This is a genomic window from Streptomyces sp. NPDC022552, from assembly GCF_055561875.1.
The window spans coordinates 26,373-42,399 of sequence record NZ_JBVHGJ010000009.1; the positions used below are offsets into that span (position 1 = coordinate 26,373).

12 protein-coding genes are annotated in these 16,027 nt (G+C 71.3%); 9 read left to right on the forward strand and 3 right to left on the reverse strand.

Annotated elements, in window-relative coordinates:
- Positions 1 to 14 precede the first annotated feature (14 nt).
- On the forward strand, positions 15 to 983 hold the full coding sequence (locus ACZ3OF_RS22865; RefSeq protein ID WP_361671307.1) for a helix-turn-helix transcriptional regulator: 969 nt from the start codon (positions 15 to 17) through the stop codon (positions 981 to 983).
- On the opposite strand, the gene ctaD is transcribed toward ACZ3OF_RS22865, so the two are convergent.
- A complete protein-coding gene (gene ctaD, locus ACZ3OF_RS22870) occupies positions 931 to 2,634 on the reverse strand; it encodes an aa3-type cytochrome oxidase subunit I (RefSeq protein WP_361671304.1) in 1,704 nt (567 codons plus the stop codon). The genes ACZ3OF_RS22865 and ctaD overlap by 53 nt on opposite strands.
- Before the next feature lie 329 nt (positions 2,635 to 2,963).
- On the opposite strand from ctaD, the gene ACZ3OF_RS22875 reads away from it, so the two are divergent.
- Positions 2,964 to 3,167 carry an I78 family peptidase inhibitor gene (locus tag ACZ3OF_RS22875; protein WP_361439229.1) on the forward strand — a complete coding sequence of 68 codons (204 nt, stop codon included), beginning with the start codon at positions 2,964 to 2,966 and terminating at the stop codon, positions 3,165 to 3,167.
- 70 nt (positions 3,168 to 3,237) lie between these two features.
- Here the strand turns inward: ACZ3OF_RS22875 and ACZ3OF_RS22880 are convergent, their stop codons facing one another.
- The gene (locus tag ACZ3OF_RS22880) at positions 3,238 to 4,284 is read right to left on the reverse strand and encodes a phosphatase PAP2 family protein (RefSeq protein WP_361671302.1); all 1,047 of its coding nucleotides are present in this window, start codon (positions 4,282 to 4,284) and stop codon (positions 3,238 to 3,240) included.
- A gap of 406 nt (positions 4,285 to 4,690) precedes the next feature.
- On the opposite strand from ACZ3OF_RS22880, the gene ACZ3OF_RS22885 reads away from it, so the two are divergent.
- The gene (locus ACZ3OF_RS22885; RefSeq protein ID WP_467306489.1) at positions 4,691 to 6,445 is read left to right on the forward strand and encodes an MFS transporter; all 1,755 of its coding nucleotides are present in this window, start codon (positions 4,691 to 4,693) and stop codon (positions 6,443 to 6,445) included.
- Positions 6,446 to 6,535: 90 nt separating this feature from the next.
- On the opposite strand, the gene ACZ3OF_RS22890 is transcribed toward ACZ3OF_RS22885, so the two are convergent.
- Complete coding sequence (locus ACZ3OF_RS22890) at positions 6,536 to 6,970, reverse strand: cell division protein SepF (RefSeq protein ID WP_361671296.1); 435 nt, start codon at positions 6,968 to 6,970, stop codon at positions 6,536 to 6,538.
- 333 nt (positions 6,971 to 7,303) lie between these two features.
- Between ACZ3OF_RS22890 and ACZ3OF_RS22895 the strand changes: the two genes are divergently transcribed.
- From ACZ3OF_RS22895 to ACZ3OF_RS22920, 6 genes are all read left to right on the forward strand, one after another.
- Complete coding sequence (locus tag ACZ3OF_RS22895; RefSeq protein WP_361671294.1) at positions 7,304 to 8,557, forward strand: DUF5685 family protein; 1,254 nt, start codon at positions 7,304 to 7,306, stop codon at positions 8,555 to 8,557.
- Positions 8,558 to 8,675: 118 nt separating this feature from the next.
- A complete protein-coding gene (locus tag ACZ3OF_RS22900; protein ID WP_361671292.1) occupies positions 8,676 to 10,400 on the forward strand; it encodes an FAD/NAD(P)-binding protein in 1,725 nt (574 codons plus the stop codon).
- Between the two features lie 110 nt (positions 10,401 to 10,510).
- On the forward strand, positions 10,511 to 11,299 hold the full coding sequence (locus ACZ3OF_RS22905; protein ID WP_361671289.1) for a DUF1684 domain-containing protein: 789 nt from the start codon (positions 10,511 to 10,513) through the stop codon (positions 11,297 to 11,299).
- Positions 11,300 to 11,569: 270 nt separating this feature from the next.
- Positions 11,570 to 12,460 carry a S1 family peptidase gene (locus ACZ3OF_RS22910; RefSeq protein ID WP_467306492.1) on the forward strand — a complete coding sequence of 297 codons (891 nt, stop codon included), beginning with the start codon at positions 11,570 to 11,572 and terminating at the stop codon, positions 12,458 to 12,460.
- Positions 12,461 to 12,576: 116 nt separating this feature from the next.
- A complete protein-coding gene (locus ACZ3OF_RS22915; RefSeq protein ID WP_361671284.1) occupies positions 12,577 to 13,281 on the forward strand; it encodes a hypothetical protein in 705 nt (234 codons plus the stop codon).
- A 74-nt stretch (positions 13,282 to 13,355) separates the two neighbouring features.
- Entirely contained in the window at positions 13,356 to 15,998 is a 2,643-nt protein-coding gene (locus ACZ3OF_RS22920) for a DUF6185 family protein (protein WP_467306493.1), read from the forward strand.
- Positions 15,999 to 16,027: the final 29 nt, after the last annotated feature.

Genomic DNA, 16,027 nt, shown 5'->3' on the forward strand with positions numbered 1-16,027 from the left:
GCAGACTCGGATCCATGTTGGAGACCTCAGCACGCCTGCTCCGCCTGCTCTCGCTGCTCCAGGCCCATCGTGAGTGGTCCGGCGCCGACCTCGCGGAGCGGCTCGGGGTCACCACCCGGACCGTACGGCGGGACGTCGACCGGCTGCGCGAGCTCGGCTACCCGGTCGCCGCCAGCCCCGGCACGGGCGGCGGTTACCAGCTCGGCGCGGGCGCCGAACTGCCGCCGCTGCTGCTCGACGACGACGAGGCCGTCGCCGTCGCGGTCGGGCTGCGCACCGCCGCCGGGCAGGGCGTCGAGGGCATCGGCGAGGCCTCCGTACGCGCCCTGGCCAAGCTGGAACAGGTCCTGCCCGGCCGGCTGCGGCGCCGGGTGAGCACCCTCAACGCCTTCACCGTGCCGATGCTCCGCACCCCGGCCGCCCGGGTCGACCCGGCGGTTCTGACCGAGCTCGCGAACGCCTGCCGGGACAGCGAACGGCTCCGCTTCGAGTACCGTGACCACGGCGGCACCGCGACCCGCCGCACGGTCGAACCGCACCGGCTGGTGTGCACCGAACGGCGCTGGTACCTGGTCGCCTGGGACGTGGACCGTGCCGACTGGCGTACGTTCCGGGTCGACCGGATCGACCCGAAGCCGCCCCACGGTCCCCGCTTCCCGCCCCGCGAGCCGCCCGCCGACGATCTGGCCGCCTATGTCGCGAAGGGCGTCTCGGGAGCGGCCTACGCGGCCGAGGCGACGATCCGGCTCCATGTGCCGCTCGCCGAGGCCGCCACGGTCGTCGGCCCGATGGACGGCGTCCTGGAGCCGGACGGCGACGACGCCTGTCTGCTGCGCGCGGGGGCGGTCAGCCTGCAGGGAATGGTCGTCCATGTCCTGATGCTGGGGCTCGAGTTCGAGGTCGTCGCCCCGAGGGAGCTCGACGACCGGGTCAGAGTTCTGAGGGACCGTCTTTCTCGCGCCGTGGAGCGCTCGGAGCGGTGAGCCGCATCCGCTCGTAGGCCACGAAGTCCGGATGGTGCAGATCGAAGGCCGGGGCCTCGGAGCGGATCCTCGGGACGGCGTCGAAGTTGTGGCGGGGCGGCGGGCAGGACGTCGCCCACTCCAGGGAGCGGCCGTACCCCCACGGGTCGTCCACCTCGACCTTCGGCGCGTATCTGGCGGTGCGCCAGACGTTGTACAGGAACGGCAGCGTGGAGGCGCCGAGCAGGAACGCGCCGATGGTCGAGACCGTGTTGAGCGCGGTGAACCCGTCGGCGTCCAGATAGTCGGCGTACCGCCGTGGCATGCCCTCCGCGCCGAGCCAGTGCTGTACCAGGAACGTCAGGTGGAAACCGACGAAGAGCGTCCAGAAGTGGATCTTGCCCAGGCGTTCGTCGAGCAGCCTTCCGGTGAACTTGGGCCACCAGAAGTAGAAGCCGGCGAACATCGCGAAGACGACCGTGCCGAAGACCGTGTAGTGGAAATGGGCGACGACGAAGTACGAGTCGGTGACCGCGAAGTCCATCGGCGGCGAGGCGAGGATGACGCCGGTCAGCCCGCCGAAGAGGAAGGACACCAGGAAGCCGACCGACCAGAGCATCGGCGTCTCGAAGGAGAGCGAGCCCTTGAGCATCGTGCCGGTCCAGTTGAAGAACTTCACCCCGGTCGGCACGGCGATGAGGAACGACAGCAGGGAGAAGAAGGGCAGCAGGACCGCCCCGGTGGCGAACATGTGGTGCGCCCACACGACCACCGAGAGGCCGGTGATCGTCATGGTGGCGGCGATCAGCGTCGCGTAGCCGAAGATCGGCTTGCGGGCGAAGACCGGGATGATCTCGCTGATGATGCCGAAGAACGGCAGCGCGATGATGTAGACCTCGGGATGGCCGAAGAACCAGAAGAGGTGCTGCCACAGCAGCGCCCCGCCGTTCTCGGGCTGGAAGACCAGTGAGCCGAAGCGCCGGTCCGACTCCAGGACGAGCAGCGCGGCCGCCAGGACCGGGAAGGCCATCAGGACCAGGATCGCGGTGAAGAGGATGTTCCAGGTGAAGATCGGCATCCGGAACATCGTCATGCCGGGCGCCCGCATCCCGACGATCGTCGCCAGGAAGTTCACCGAGGTGAGGATCGTGCCGAAGCCGGAGAGCGCGAGCCCCATGATCCACAGGTCGGCGCCGATGCCCGGCATGCGCTCCAGGCTGTTGAGCGGGGCGTAGGCGGTCCAGCCGAAGGCGGGCGGGCCGCTCGGCACGACGAGGGAGGCGATCACCATCAGGCCGCCGAAGAGGAACAGCCAGTACGAGAACATGTTCAGCCGCGGGAAGGCGACGTCGGGGGCGCCGATCTGGAGCGGCACCAGCTCGTTGGCGAAGCCGGCGAAGGTCGGTGTCGCGAAGAGCAGCAGCATGATCGTGCCGTGCAGCGTGAACGCCTGGTTGAACTGCTCGTTGTCGATCAGCTGGAGTCCGGGGCGGGCCAGCTCGGCCCGCATCAGCATCGCCATCACCCCGGCGGCCAGGAAGAAGAGGAACGAGGTGACCAGGTAGAGGTGGCCGATCTTCTTGTGGTCGGTCGTGGTGAGCCAGTCGATCAGGACCCGCCCATGCCGTTCCCGAGGTGATTCGACGGCCGCGTGCGCGGTGTCGATGCCCATCGATGCCTCCGGTTCCGAATCGTCCGGACATGATGCGCGCCCATGGGGCGGGGACACGGGAGGCGGCCGACAGCGCTGCTCCGGTCGGCCGAACGTGTGCGCGTGATGCGGGGAAATCGTGAATCCCGTGAGGTCGTCGCTCGTCCCGGAATTTCCCTGACCAGGGCACGGGACGGAATTCCGGAACCCCTCGGAAGGGCTGTCCGGACGGGCCTTGAATTACCGGGGAATCGGCTGGAAACTGCCCTTTCGGGTGACGAAGCTCGTGTCAAACATATGTCGAGAAGCTGTGACACAAGCGTGACCGGTAAGGGACTAACGTGAGGCACATGACACCGAAGCCGACGTTCCCCGTACCGCCCGAAGACTATGTGGGGCTCGACCAGGAGCAGGCCGAACGGCTCGCCCGTGACCACGGCTGGAGCGTGGTCCGTTCCCTGCCTCCGGGCTCGATCATCACGATGGAGTACCTGGAGGGCCGTATCAACTTCGAGGTGACGGACGGTTCCGTCACGCGCTGTTGGCTCGGTTAGGCGCCGGCGCGCGCCACCACGAGGAAGGGCCCCGGCTCCGGCCGGGGCCCTTCCTCGTACGGTCGTGCGCTCAGCCGCCCGTGAGCGGCCGCGAGTGCGGCGGGCGGCGACTGCCGGCCGGGGTGACCGGCGTCCGCTCCGAGCGCGGGGCGTGTCCCGCGTGTCCGGCGTGCCCTCCGTGTCCGGCGTGCGCCGCGTGCGGCCTCGGGGCCGTGAGCGGCGGGGTGAGCCGGCCGTCGCCGCGCGTGGCGGCGGCCCGCCCGCTGCGGGCGCCGACGATCTCCCGGACCGGCTCCTCGGCCGCCGCCGGACGCTGCGGGTACATCGCCGGACGCGGCCCACCGGTGGCGACGGGCAGCGACGGGACCAGCCTGCGGCGGGCCCGCAGCTGCTCGCGCAGCCGGTCGCGCGCGCTGAGGACCATGGCCTCCACGCGGCTGATCAGTGGCTCGCACCAGGGCAGCGCCAGCAGGATGAGCAGCCCCGCCGCCCAGCCGAGCAGCACATCGCTCAGCCAGTGCGTACCGATGTAGACGGTGGTCAGGCCAACGCCGAGCGCGACCACGGCGGAGAGGGCCGACAGATAGCGCCGGGCCCGCGGAGTGGTCGCCAGATAGGCCAGGATGCCCCAGGTCACGACCGCGTTGGCGGTGTGGCCGGACGGAAATATATCGCCGCCCGCGAAGAGCTCGGCCGAGCCGATCTGCGTCGCGTAATGGGGACCGAGGCGGCCGAGTCCGAGCTTGACCGCGCCGACCGTGACATTGAGCAGAAGAAGCGCGGCGCCGAGGGTGAGCAGCGGGCGCAGGGTGTGCTGGCGCCAGGAGCGCCAGCCCAGCCAGGCCGCCACCATCACGGCGGTGGGACCGCGCTGGCCGAGGACGACGTAGTAGTCGAGGAAGGCATGCAGGTCCGGCCACTGCTGATAGGGCCGGAAGAGCATGATCTTCCAGTCGAGAGTCACCAGCCACGTCGAGAGCAGCACGGCCACGACGATGGCGAGATAGAACGCCAGCGTCCCGCCGAAGAGGGCGAGACGCGTGCGGGTCATCCGCGGGACCTCTATCTTCGGCGGTTCCGGCTCCCGGTCCAGCCGGGCAAAGATGTCGGTACGCACCCAATCGACGTTACAGGGAGTGAGTGTCGACCTTGGTCGATCCGGTGTCTTCGTGATGACGATGTGATGTGGAGTAGGTCTCAGCCAGGGGATTATTGCTGGCGTCTGTCGGAGAATCCGATGACCTTCCGCCCTATTGCCGGAGGGTGACTTTCCGGAAGCCTGTTTGTGCGCCGGGGAAATGCGTCAAACGGTTGTACGGGTGGAATTCCAGGAGGCGCGCGGGGCGGGCGGAGTGGCGTACGCCACACGCGGCGGCCCGCCGGGGTGAGAGGTGCGCCACGCGCTCGGGCCTTGAACTCGCGTACGCTGACGGCTCACTCGCCCGTCGATGCCGGGCCGCCCCGAGGCCCCGAACCCCGGCCGGCGCCCGCCGAGCGCGAGAGCTTCACTGGGAGGTACGTACATGCAGCGGACGATCACGGCCGGAGCGCGACTCCGTGCCGCCGCCGGTGGTGCCAACCGCTGGGTCGTCCTCGTCGTTCTCTGCGTCAGTCTGCTGCTGGTCGCGCTGGACGCCACCGTGCTCCATGTCGCCGTCCCCTCCCTCACGGAGGACCTGCGGCCCAGCTCCACCGAACTGCTGTGGATCGTCGACGCCTACCCGCTGATCTGCGCCTCGCTGCTGATCCTCTTCGGCACGCTGGGCGACCGGATCGGCCGGCGCAGAGTGCTGCTCCTCGGTTACGCGCTGTTCGGAGTCGCCTCCGCGGTCGCCGCCCTCGCCACCGCCCCCGGAGTCCTGATCGGCGCCCGCGCCCTTCTCGGCGTCGGCGGCGCGATGATCATGCCCGCCACCCTCTCGATCCTCCGGGCGGTCTTTCCCGACCGGCGCGAGCGGGCCACCGCGATCGGTATCTGGACGGCGGTCGCCGCGATCGGCGCCGCCACCGGGCCGGTGCTCGGCGGCTTCCTGGTCGAGCACTACTGGTGGGGCTCGGTCTTCCTGATCAACATCCCGCTCATGGCGCTGATCCTGCCGCTCGGCCGCTGGCTGCTGCCCGAGTCCAAGGGGCGCGGCGACGGCCCCTGGGACGTCCTCGGCGCGCTGATGGCCGCGGCCGGCGTCCTCGGCATGGTGCTCGGGGTGAAGCGGATCGGCGCGGGCGAGAACCTGCTCGAGCCCGCCACCAGCGCACCGCTGCTCCTCGGCGCGGCGCTGCTCATCCTCTTCGTACGACGGCAGAAGCGCCGGGCGCATCCGCTGATCGACATGCGGCTGTTCTCCCGGGCCCCCTTCACCACCTCCGTCGGCTGCATCGTGCTCGCCATGCTGGCCCTGGTCGGCCTGGAGCTGATCGCGGTCCAGTACCTCCAGCTCGTCCTCGGCCTCAGCCCGCTGGAGACCGGGCTGCGGCTCCTGCCACTCACCTTCGCCGCCATGGCGGCCGGCGCCACCGGCTCGTACACCCTGCGCCGGATCGGTCCGCGCCGGATGGTCGGCTGGGGCTTCGTGCTGACGGCCGCCGCCGTACTGCTGCTCGTCCTGATGGGCCAGCAGGACCGGCCGCTGCTGCTCACCTGTGGCTTCGTCCTGCTCGGCTTCGGGCTCCAGACCACCCTCTTCTCGGCGTACGAGTCGATGCTCAGCGAGGCCCCGCCGGAGAGCGCGGGCGGCGCGGCGGCCATCGGCGAGACCTCGTACCAGCTCGGCGCGGGCATGGGCATCGCGCTCCTCGGCAGCGTGATGAACGCGGCGTACGCGCCCGGTCTGGCCGCCGTACCCGGTGTCCCGGCCGCCGCGAGCGAGGCCGCGGCGAACTCGCTCGGCGAGGCCTACCAGGTCGCCGACCGGCTCGGCGGCACGGCGGGACCGGCGCTGTACCACGCGGCGCGGCACGCCTTCGTGGACGGTCTGCACATCACGCTCTTCGTCAGCGCGGCGCTGCTCCTGCTCGGCGCGCTGATGGCCCTGCGGCTGCCGCGCGTGATGGAGTGCATGGTCGATCCGGAGGACCTGGTGTCCGAGGCCCCCGCGGAGGTACGGGTGCCGGCCACCCGCGAGCCCGTCGACCCGGCAACCCGCGGGCCCGTCGAACCGGGCGCCGGCGAGCACGTCGACCGGTCCGGCCGCGAGTCCGTCGACCGGGACTCCCGCGAGTCCGCCGAACCGGTCTGGTCGACCTCGGGGCATGCCGGGCAGGGCGCCCGCCGGTCGTGACCCGTCCGGTGGGACCGGCCGGTGAGCTCCCCCGGCGCGGCCGCCTCGAGGTGCCGGCACCCGGCGCGGCCGCCGGGAGGCGGCACCGGCTCAGCTCTGGTTGAAGAAACCGTCCTGCGCACGCCCGGCGGGGTCCCCGCTGATGATCTGCGTGTCGGCGGGGGTCAGCAGGAAGACCCGCGTCGCCACCCGCTCGATCGAGCCGCGCAGACCGAAGGCGAGACCGGCGGCGAAGTCGACCACGCGCTTGGCGTCGGAGGGCTCCATGGCCGTGAGGTTCACGATCACCGGGACGCCGTCCCGGAAGAGCTCGCCGATGCCCCGGGCGTCCCGGAACCCGTCCGGGGAGACGGTCGCGATCCGGCGGCCCTGCTCCTGCGCCGTGTCGGACGCCACCCGGACCCGAGGGTCCGTCACCCAGGCGTCGCCGCTCTCGGCAGTCTCGGCGTACTCGTCGTCGTAGTAACGCTCGTCGTTGTCCTCGACGAGGCCCAGCCATGCACTCGCCTTGCGCACCGATCCCATGGTCGCCTCCTTTCAGCGCGGTCACTTGTGGTTCCGCATGTCCCTATCGTCGTCCATGATGCGGATCGCGCGCCAAGTGGATAGTCGGCGCGCGCGTGTTTCGTGACGGTACTGGTGCAGAACGTGAGGGCCGTTTTCTGGCGAATCGTCAGGAATCTTGCGGTATACGGGGCCTGACGGAGGTTCCGGAGGGTCACGGAACTTAAAATATGAAAGTCGGGCCAGAAGGGTGACGCCCGGAGCGTCCGGGTGAACGGGCAGGCTCGATACGATGCCGCCACACCACTGCGGAACGCTTCAGCGGCATGTGCGCGCGACTCACGGGGGAGTCTCTTGTTCGGAATCGTCAGGCCGTGCACCCATCGGCTCACCGAGGGCCTCAAGGTCGAGTGGATGGCCCATCTCTGCGGCCTCTGTCTGGCACTTCGGGCCGACCACGGACAGTTCGCCCGGGTGGTGACCAACTACGACGGCCTCATCGTCTCGGTTCTGACGGAGGCTCAGACCGGGCTCGTCGACGGCGGGCGCCGTACCGCCGGCCCCTGCCCGCTGCGCCAGATGAGGACCGCGCCCATCGCCCAGGGCGAGGGCGCGCGTCTCGCGGCGGCCGTGTCGCTGGTCCTCGCCTCGGCGAAGGTACGGGACCACGTCGCCGACCGGGACGGGTTGTTGGCGCGCCGCCCGGTCGCCGCGGCGGCCCGCCGGGTCGCCAGGTCCTGGGACCGGGCGGGCGCGCGGACCGGGCGGGCGATCGGCTTCGACACCGCCGTCCTGGTGGACGCCGTGGACCGGCAGGCCGGGATCGAGACGCTCGCCGGGCCCGGCACCTCGCTTCTCGCCGTGACCGAACCGACCGAGACGGCGACGGCCGCGGCCTTCGCGCACACCGCCGTGCTCGCGGGCCGGCCCGAGAACGCCGAGCCGCTCGCCGAGGCCGGCCGGCTCTTCGGGCGGCTCGCCCATCTGCTGGACGCCGTGGAGGACCGGGAGGCGGACGCCGCGTCCGGCGCGTGGAACCCCCTCGCCGCGACGGGCACCTCGCTCACCGAGGCCCGCCGGCTCGCGGACGACGCGCTCCACGGGATACGCCTCGCGCTGCGGGACGCCACGTTCGTGAACGGCCGGCTGGTGCACGCGCTGCTCGCCCACGAGCTGCGGGTCTCGGTGGACCGGGCGTTCGGCACGACGAGGTGTGCGCACGGGGTGGGCGCTCCCGGGGGAGCGCACCAGCCGGGTCCGTACCAGCCCGGGCCGTACGCCCCCGGTCCCGTGCCGGGCAATCCGTACGCCCCGGGGCCGGGCGCCCCCGGCGGTCCGGGTGGCCCGCCGCCGCCCGAGCCGCCGAACCGGCGCCGCGGCCTGATAGCCGGTTGCGCGGTCTGGACGGGCCTGGCGTGCACGGGTCAGCTGTGCTGCGGCACGTACGAGGACCCGTGGAGCCGGGAGCGCCGCGAGGGCTCGTGCAGCAACTGCGACTGCAGTGGTTGCGGCGATTGCTGCAGCTGCTGCAACTGCGGGGGTGAGGAAGGGGGAGGTGACGGGGGCTGCTGCGACGGCTGTGACTGCGGGTGTGACTGCGGCTGCTGATCCCATGCTGCCCGCTCCTGCTCCTGCTCCCGCTCCTGCTCCCGCTCCTTCGCCTGTGCCTGTGCCGGAGACCGACCCGCCCCGCCCGTCCCCGGACCCTCCGGGGCGACGCTCACTCGTGATCGTCGGCGCCGGACCGCGCGGCACCGGGGTGTTGGAGCGGATCGCCGCCAACGCGCCGGAGCTGTACGACGGTCCGGGCCTCGACATCCATCTCGTCGACCCGTACCCGCCGGGCGGCGGCCGACTCTGGCGCCACGACCAGTCGCCGCTGCTCTGGATGAACTCGCAGGCGCAGTACGTCACGATGTTCACCGACGACACCGTGGAGATGGCGGGCCCGGTCCTCCCCGGGCCCACCGTGCACGAGTGGGCCGGAGGTGACGGGCAGGCCTTCGTCAGCCGCAGCGCGCACAGCGGCTATCTGCGCTGGGTGTACGAGAGGGCCGTCGCGGCCCTGCCGCCCGGCGCCGTCGTCCGCCACCACCGGCGCAGGGCGCTGCGCGTCGCCGGCGCGCCCGCCGAACGCCAGACGGTGTGGCTGGAAGGCGGCGCGCCGCTCACCGCCGATGTCGTCATCCTCGCCCAGGGCCATCTGGACGCCGAACCGGACGACGAACAGGTCCGGTTGGCCGCCCACGCCGAACGCCACGGTCTGGTGCACCTGCCGCCCGACTTCACCGCCGACAGCGACCTGTCGCGGCTCGCTCCCGGCGCGCCCGTGATCGTGCGCGGCCTCGGCCTCGCCTTCGTCGACCTCGTGGTCCTGCTCACCGAGGGCCGCGGCGGCCGGTACGAGAACGGGGCGTACGTGCCGTCCGGGCGCGAGCCGGTCCTGTACGCCGGATCGCGGCGGGGAGTCCCGTACCGCGCGAAGATCACGTACCCGCTGGCGGGCGAACGGCCCCCGCTGCCGCGTCACCTGGGGCCGGAACAGATCGACGAACTCCTTGCCCGGCCCGGAGGGTTCGACTTCCGGCGGGACGTCCGGCCGCTGATCGTCAAGGAGCTCGGCTTCGCCCACTACCACCGCCTCTTCACCGCGCATCCCGAACGCACCCGCCTCCCGTGGGCGGAGTTCGACCGCGCCCATGCCGCCTGCCCGCCCGGAAGCCCCGAGCTCGACGCCCTCGTCGCGTCGGCCGTGCCCGACCCCGCCGACCGGCTCGACCTCGCCGCGCTCGACCGACCTCTCGCCGGCGTGCGCCACACCTCCCACGCCGCCCTCCAGGACCATGTCCGTCGCCATGTCGCCGACGATGTGGCGCGCCGCGGCGACCCGGCGCACAGCCCCGACCTCGCCCTCTTCCACGGCCTGAACTCGGTCTACGGGCAGCTGGCGCGGCTCGGCGACATCGGGACCTGGTGGCACGGCTTCTTCAGCTCCCTGGCCTCGGGGCCGCCGGACCCACGGCTGCGGGACCTGCTCGCTCTCTCCCGCGCGGGTGTCGTGCGGTTCCTCGGCGCGGACCTCCGGGTGGCCGCCGAGGACGGGGTGTTCCGTGCCCGGAGTTCCACGCTCCCCGGGTACGTCACCGAGGCCCGCGCCCTCGTCGAGGCGCGGCTCCCGGAGCCCACGGTCGTGGCCACCCGGGACCCGCTGCTGCGCGCGCTGTACGCCGACGGCGCGGCCGCGACCCCGGCCGGACTCCTCGCCGTCGATCCCGCCGACGGCCGAGTCCTGGACCGGGCCGGGGTACCGCACCCCCGCCGCTTCGCGCTCGGCCCGCACACCGACGCCCGCGGCGCCGGGGGCTTCGCCCGGCCCGGCACCAACGGCCTCTCCCTCCGGCAGAACGACGCGACCGCGCGGGCCGCGCTGGCCTTCCTGCGCGACCTGTGAGACGCCCGCCCCCCTACGCCTGAACCGCCTTGCCCGCCCCCCGGCGGCCGCGCTCCTCCACGAGCGTCGCGTCCGGGGCTCCCCGAGCCCGTATGGAAGGGTTGAACACCATGAGCACGGATCCCCAGCAGGACTGGCAGCACTGGCACGAACAGCGCACGGCGGCGGTCTCCTCGTCGTACGGGCCGCTCTCCCTCACCGGCACGTACTGGCTCTCCGACTACCCGGAGGGTCGAATTCCGGCCGTTCCCGGGCGGTGGCTGGACGACGGCGACGACGTGGTTCTCACGGCGGACGCCGAGGACGCCGTCACCGTCGACGGCAAGCCTCTGATCGGCAGCGTCCGGCTGACCGCCGACCACGCCCCGATCCACGAGTCCCGGGCCGAGTCGGCCGGTCGGCGCCTCGTCGTCCTGCGCCGCGAAGGGCTGTGGGCGGTACGGGACTTCGACCCGGAGTCCGCGGCGCGCCGTGCCTTCCGGGGCATCGAGGTCACGCCGTACGACGAGTGCTGGGTGGTGCCGGGCACCTTCCGGGCGTACGAGGAGTCCCGCAGCGTCCGGGTCGAGAACGCCGACGGCAAGGAGCGGGGGCTCGGTCTCACCGGTGAGCTCTCCTTCGAGCTCCGCGGCGTCGAGCACACGCTCCAGGTCGCGGTGGAGGACGACGGCACGCTGTGGGCGGTCTTCGCCGACGCCACCAGCGGCCGCGACAGCTACCGGTTCCGCTTCCTGCGCCCGGCCGCGCCCGCCGCGGACGGCTCGGTGACGGTCGACTTCAACCGCGCGCTGCTGCCGCCGTGCGCCTTCGCCGACCACTTCATCTGCCCGTTCCCGCCGCCGGGGAACACCCTCGACACCGCTGTGCCGGCCGGGGAGCGGCGGCTCGTCGAGGCCTGAACCGGGCCCCTTCGGCGGGTGGCGCACGAGGGCGCCGGCGGTGGTGTCCGCCGGCGCCCTTCGCACGTGGTCGGCCATGTGCCGCGTTGTGGCGGAGTCGTCCGTAAAACCCTTGTGGAACAAGGTAGTTGAGCATCGCACGGCCGAAAGGCGCCCTTGCGGCGCCCGGCCGGGCGGCCCGAGACTCCCCCACAGCGCCGGCCCCTGGCCGCGCCTCACGGGTCCGGCCCCCCACGGCGGACCCCCGATTCCCCTCTGGAGGAACGAGAAGTGAGGACCAAGCGCACCACCCCCACGAGATCCATCCGTCTGCTCGCCGTCGCCACCGGCCTCGCCGCCGCTGCGGCCGTCGCCATCCCCACCGCGAGCGCCGACACCGCCCGGACCTTCAGCGCGTCGCAGCTCTCCGCCGCCGGCGACGCCGTCCTGAGCGCCGACGTGGCCGGTACCGCCTGGCACGTCGACCAGGCCACCAACACCCTCGTCGTCACCGCCGACTCCACCGTGTCGAAGGCGGAGATAGCCGAGATCAAGCGCCAGGCCGGAGCCAACGCCGGGGCGATCCGTATCGAGCGGACCCCCGGGAAGTTCAACAAGCTGATCTCCGGCGGCGACGCGATCTACGCCTCCAGCTGGCGCTGCTCGCTCGGGTTCAACGTCCGTGACAGCGCGGGCAACTACTACTTCCTGACCGCCGGGCACTGCACCGACGGCGCGGGCACCTGGTACTCCAACTCCGGCCGCACGACCGTCCTCGGCTCCACGTCGGGATCGAGCTTCCCGACCAACGACTACGGCATCGTCCGGTACACCAACAGCAGCGTCACCAAGTCCGGCACGGTCGGCAGCGTGGACATCACCAGCGCGGCCAACGCCACGGTCGGCATGTCCGTGACCCGTCGCGGCTCCACCACCGGCACCCACAGCGGCTCCGTGACCGGCCTCAACGCCACCGTCAACTACGGTGGCGGGGACATCGTCTACGGCATGATCCGCACCAACGTGTGCGCCGAGCCCGGCGACTCCGGCGGCCCGCTCTACTCCGGCAGCCGCGCCATCGGCCTCACCTCCGGCGGCAGCGGCAACTGCTCCTCCGGCGGTACGACCTTCTTCCAGCCGGTCACCGAGGCGCTGAACGCGTACGGCGTCAACGTGTTCTAGGCCGACACGGCCTAGGCGGAGGCCGTGCCTCCGTAGCACCATGATCCGAACGGGCGTCGGCCCCCGGCCTTCCACGGCCGGGGGCCGACGCAGGGACTCGTGGTGGGGGAGAGCGTGTGACCGTCCAGCCCGGTGGGCCGATACCCGGCGACGCCCAGCGCAGGGTCCGGCGCAGCCCCCTGCTCTACACGGCCCCGATCGTGCTGCTCTGCCTGCTCACCGCCGTCCTGGGCTGGGAGATCGTCCGCGCCAACATGACCGAGGAGGCCAGGACCGACTGGCCGTGGCGGCTGCAACTCCTGGACATGGAGCCGCTGGGCAGCCTGCTCGCGGTCGCGGCGGCCGCCGTCCTCGCGCGGGCGCAGTACGCCCGTACCGTACGGCCCTATCTGGGCTGGCGGAGCGACTGGACGACGGGCGATCTGCGGGGGAACGCCGTCGGGTGGCGGACCGGCGTCTACAACGGCGGCCAGTACTCGGCGGTGATCGAGAAGTACGAGTGCCGAGTCGTGCTCGCGGGGGAGAGCGACCCGGACTCGACCCCGTGGACGGACGTCCCGGGCGCGGTGGCGATCCTGACGGCGGCCGGTCTCGTCGCGGGCGAGGACTTCCAGATCCCGACCTTCGGCACGTTCCCCCTGGTGGGCACGGGGACGTACGAGACCGTCCTGATGGGCGCGTTCTCCCGCCGCTTCGTCGACGAGGTCGACGCCCTCCATATGCGCGTGCGGGTCGTGGACACGGTCGGCGACAGCCATGAGCGGATCATGAACTGCCTCAAGGGCGCCCGCTCCACCGGCTATCTGCCGCCGCCCTCCTGAGCCCGCCGTATCCCCCTGCCGTCGGCATGTGCGCCATGATGTGATCCACGCAGCCGAGTCGGGGGGCCCATCTGTTGAGAAGGCGCGCGCTCACGTCGATCGTGTTGATCCTCTTGTCGTCGTTAGGGGGCCTGGCGGCAACGACGGCTGCTCGCGCGGCCCCGGTGCCGCCCGTGGCAGAGGTCTGTGAACCGGCCGTCCTCACCGAGGCCAAGGTCAGCACGTGGGCCCGACTGCACCACGATGGCCGTACCTACACCAAGATCGACACTGAGCTGAGCGTCGAGATCCCCGGTGACTGGCCGTTGGCACCTGACCTGCTGCTCAGCGAGGACAGTCGGCGGTACATCGCCGCCATGGCCTGCCTCACCATGAGCGACATGGGCCAACAGCGCCGCTGGTCGGAATGGCGAACCAGTAACCCTCACGTGTCCTCGAAGGGCGGTCGTGTGAAGGTGGTGTACAGGTCGCACTCCTGGGTCAACCGGTACCAGAAGAACATCGACGTCGGCGCCTGGAGGATATGGGCCGGAGCAGACCGGTGGACCGTGACTCTCATGCCGCCGCCCGCACTGGCAGGAGCCAGGTGGGAGAAGATCACCGTGGATCCCGGCTCGGCAGGAGCCGAAAGGGCGACGCCCCGTCCGACGGCAGGTGACGGTACGACGGGGCTCGTATGGCAGCCCGTCGTACCGACGGAGGCGTCACCTCAGGGAAAGGAATCGCCTGACGCGAAGCAGCCACGGGAAGGACGCTCCTCGGAGCGTGCCGCCACAGGCGTGCCGCCTGAGGTGTCCGTTTCCCTCAAGCCCTCATGGCAACGCTCATGGGCGGCTCAGAACGACCGTCTGACCGTCGTCGCGCTGGACCGCCTCGGCGCTGTGCTCTGGACGTCCGGCATCTCGGCTCTGCTGCTGATGGCCGTCCGGCGGTACCGTCGGCGTTCCGGCACCCCGACCGCCGAACAGGACCGTGCGCTGCGCAACATCGCCGCGTGGGCTCTGGCTGTCGTCCTGCTGGAGGTTTTCGTCCGCGCGGACGACCTCGTCACGCGCTACGGGGAACGAAGCGGCGACGGGTGGTTCCTGCTGGAGGACTGGGTCCTTCTCGGGAACAGTTCCGCGGTGGCCGCCATAACCGTGCTGCTTGGCTTCGCCAAGCCTTCCGCGACGGTCTGGGTGGCGTCCGGCGTACTGGCCGTGCCTCCGTTCGTGGTCATGACCTGGACGGAAGGGCTTGGTCTGCCGCCTTCACACGATGTCGAGCCGGCCCATCTCGCCGTTCTCGCCGCCTCTTCATCCTGCCTTCTGGCACTGGTGCTGCTCGGTTGCGCTGCGGCCGCGTGGCGACTTGCCGCCGACGGGGGTCTGCTGCCGCCGAGCCGTCGCTTTCCGGGCAGCCAACGGGTCCTGAGACTCCGCTGGGCCGGACCGGTGGTCGGCGCGGCGACGTTGGCCGTCGGTGCGTCCTTCGCACTGACCGAGGAGCGAAGCTGGCGGCGCGTGTCTTGGCTGAGCAACCGCGTCGACCCCCGTTACGGAGTGGAACATCGGACCGACTGGTTCTGGGAGCTGACATGGTCCGTGTCCAACGCCCAGGACTGGATCCTCGACTACACCTGGATGATCACGTGTGTGGCCATGCTCGCCGTACTCCGTACAGGGCGGGCGCGCTCCACGCTGTCCCCGTTCGAGGACGGCGCCGACAGGCTGATGTTCCTGACGTTCTTTCCTGTTGCGGTCACCTTGGTCCCCGGTGGCTATCTCGACAACGCCCTGCTCTTCGGCCTCACGATTCCGCTGTGCATGCTCGCTCTGTACGGTGCGGCGAGTGCGGCTGCCCGTCGTGCGGTCCTGGCTCAGCCCTTCGAGAGATCGGGCCTGCCTCTTTTCACGTCGAGGGGCCCCGTCGCTCGGCGGGCACTGCTGCGCAAGGCCCGCATGTACCGCGAGATCCACGCTGAACTGCGCCGCCTGGATCAGGGACTCTTCGGGGACGTTCCCCCCAAACGAAAGGACCTGGAGCGGGAGTTGAACGACCTGCACGACTGGCCCGCCAGCCCTGGAGGATCCGGTCCCGATCGGCTCCCGGCGAGGGTGTCGGTGGTTGATGCGGCACTGGCGCTCGGCCCGCGTGACGACTGGTGGGCCAACGGCAGTCGTGGCGCCCGTTTCGCTCTGCTGCCGGGCGTTCCTGCGAGCGTCCTTGCCACATGGGCGTGGGCGTTGCGTGGGGAAGGATGGCAGAACGCGCTCTCGTACCTCTACGGAATTCCCGACCTGCTGCTCACCTTCGTTTTCTGGATGGTGGGGTTCGTCGGCGCGGGCTTCACACTCGGGGCTCTGTGGCGCAGGCTCCCGGGGCGACGCGGAGCCGCCAAAGCCCTCCCCGTGGCGCTGGCCTTCGCTCTGCCCATCGGTCTCGACCTGCTGGGTCTCTGGTTCACCCGGCAGAGCGCGGATGGCATGGCGCTCTACGCTCTGGTGATGCTGTTCGTGCTGACCGTCACCGGCATCGCGCTCGACCTGGACACCTTCCAGGGCGAGCGGCGCTATTGGCAGAGCCGCCTCGGACTGCTGCTGTCCGTCTACCAGATGCGCTACTACTCGCTCCAAATGGCGTACCTCATCGCGCAGCTCGTGGCGATGGTCACGATCTGGGAGTTCTTCGTGGAACCGGATGCGTCTCCGACGAAGGAGCTGACGACGGGAAGGTAGGCACCCCGGGTGGCAGCGTCACGGCCGCG

What these genes read in the sequence shown, in the direction of transcription:
- ACZ3OF_RS22865 (WP_361671307.1), top strand. Translation starts at nt 15, where the DNA reads ATGTTGGAGACCTCAGCACGCCTGCTCCGCCTGCTCTCGCTGCTCCAG.
- ACZ3OF_RS22890 (WP_361671296.1), bottom strand. Translation starts at nt 6,970, where the DNA reads ATGGGATCGGTGCGCAAGGCGAGTGCATGGCTGGGCCTCGTCGAGGAC.
- ctaD (WP_361671304.1), bottom strand. Translation starts at nt 2,634, where the DNA reads ATGGGCATCGACACCGCGCACGCGGCCGTCGAATCACCTCGGGAACGG.
- ACZ3OF_RS22885 (WP_467306489.1), top strand. Translation starts at nt 4,691, where the DNA reads ATGCAGCGGACGATCACGGCCGGAGCGCGACTCCGTGCCGCCGCCGGT.
- ACZ3OF_RS22875 (WP_361439229.1), top strand. Translation starts at nt 2,964, where the DNA reads ATGACACCGAAGCCGACGTTCCCCGTACCGCCCGAAGACTATGTGGGG.
- ACZ3OF_RS22905 (WP_361671289.1), top strand. Translation starts at nt 10,511, where the DNA reads ATGAGCACGGATCCCCAGCAGGACTGGCAGCACTGGCACGAACAGCGC.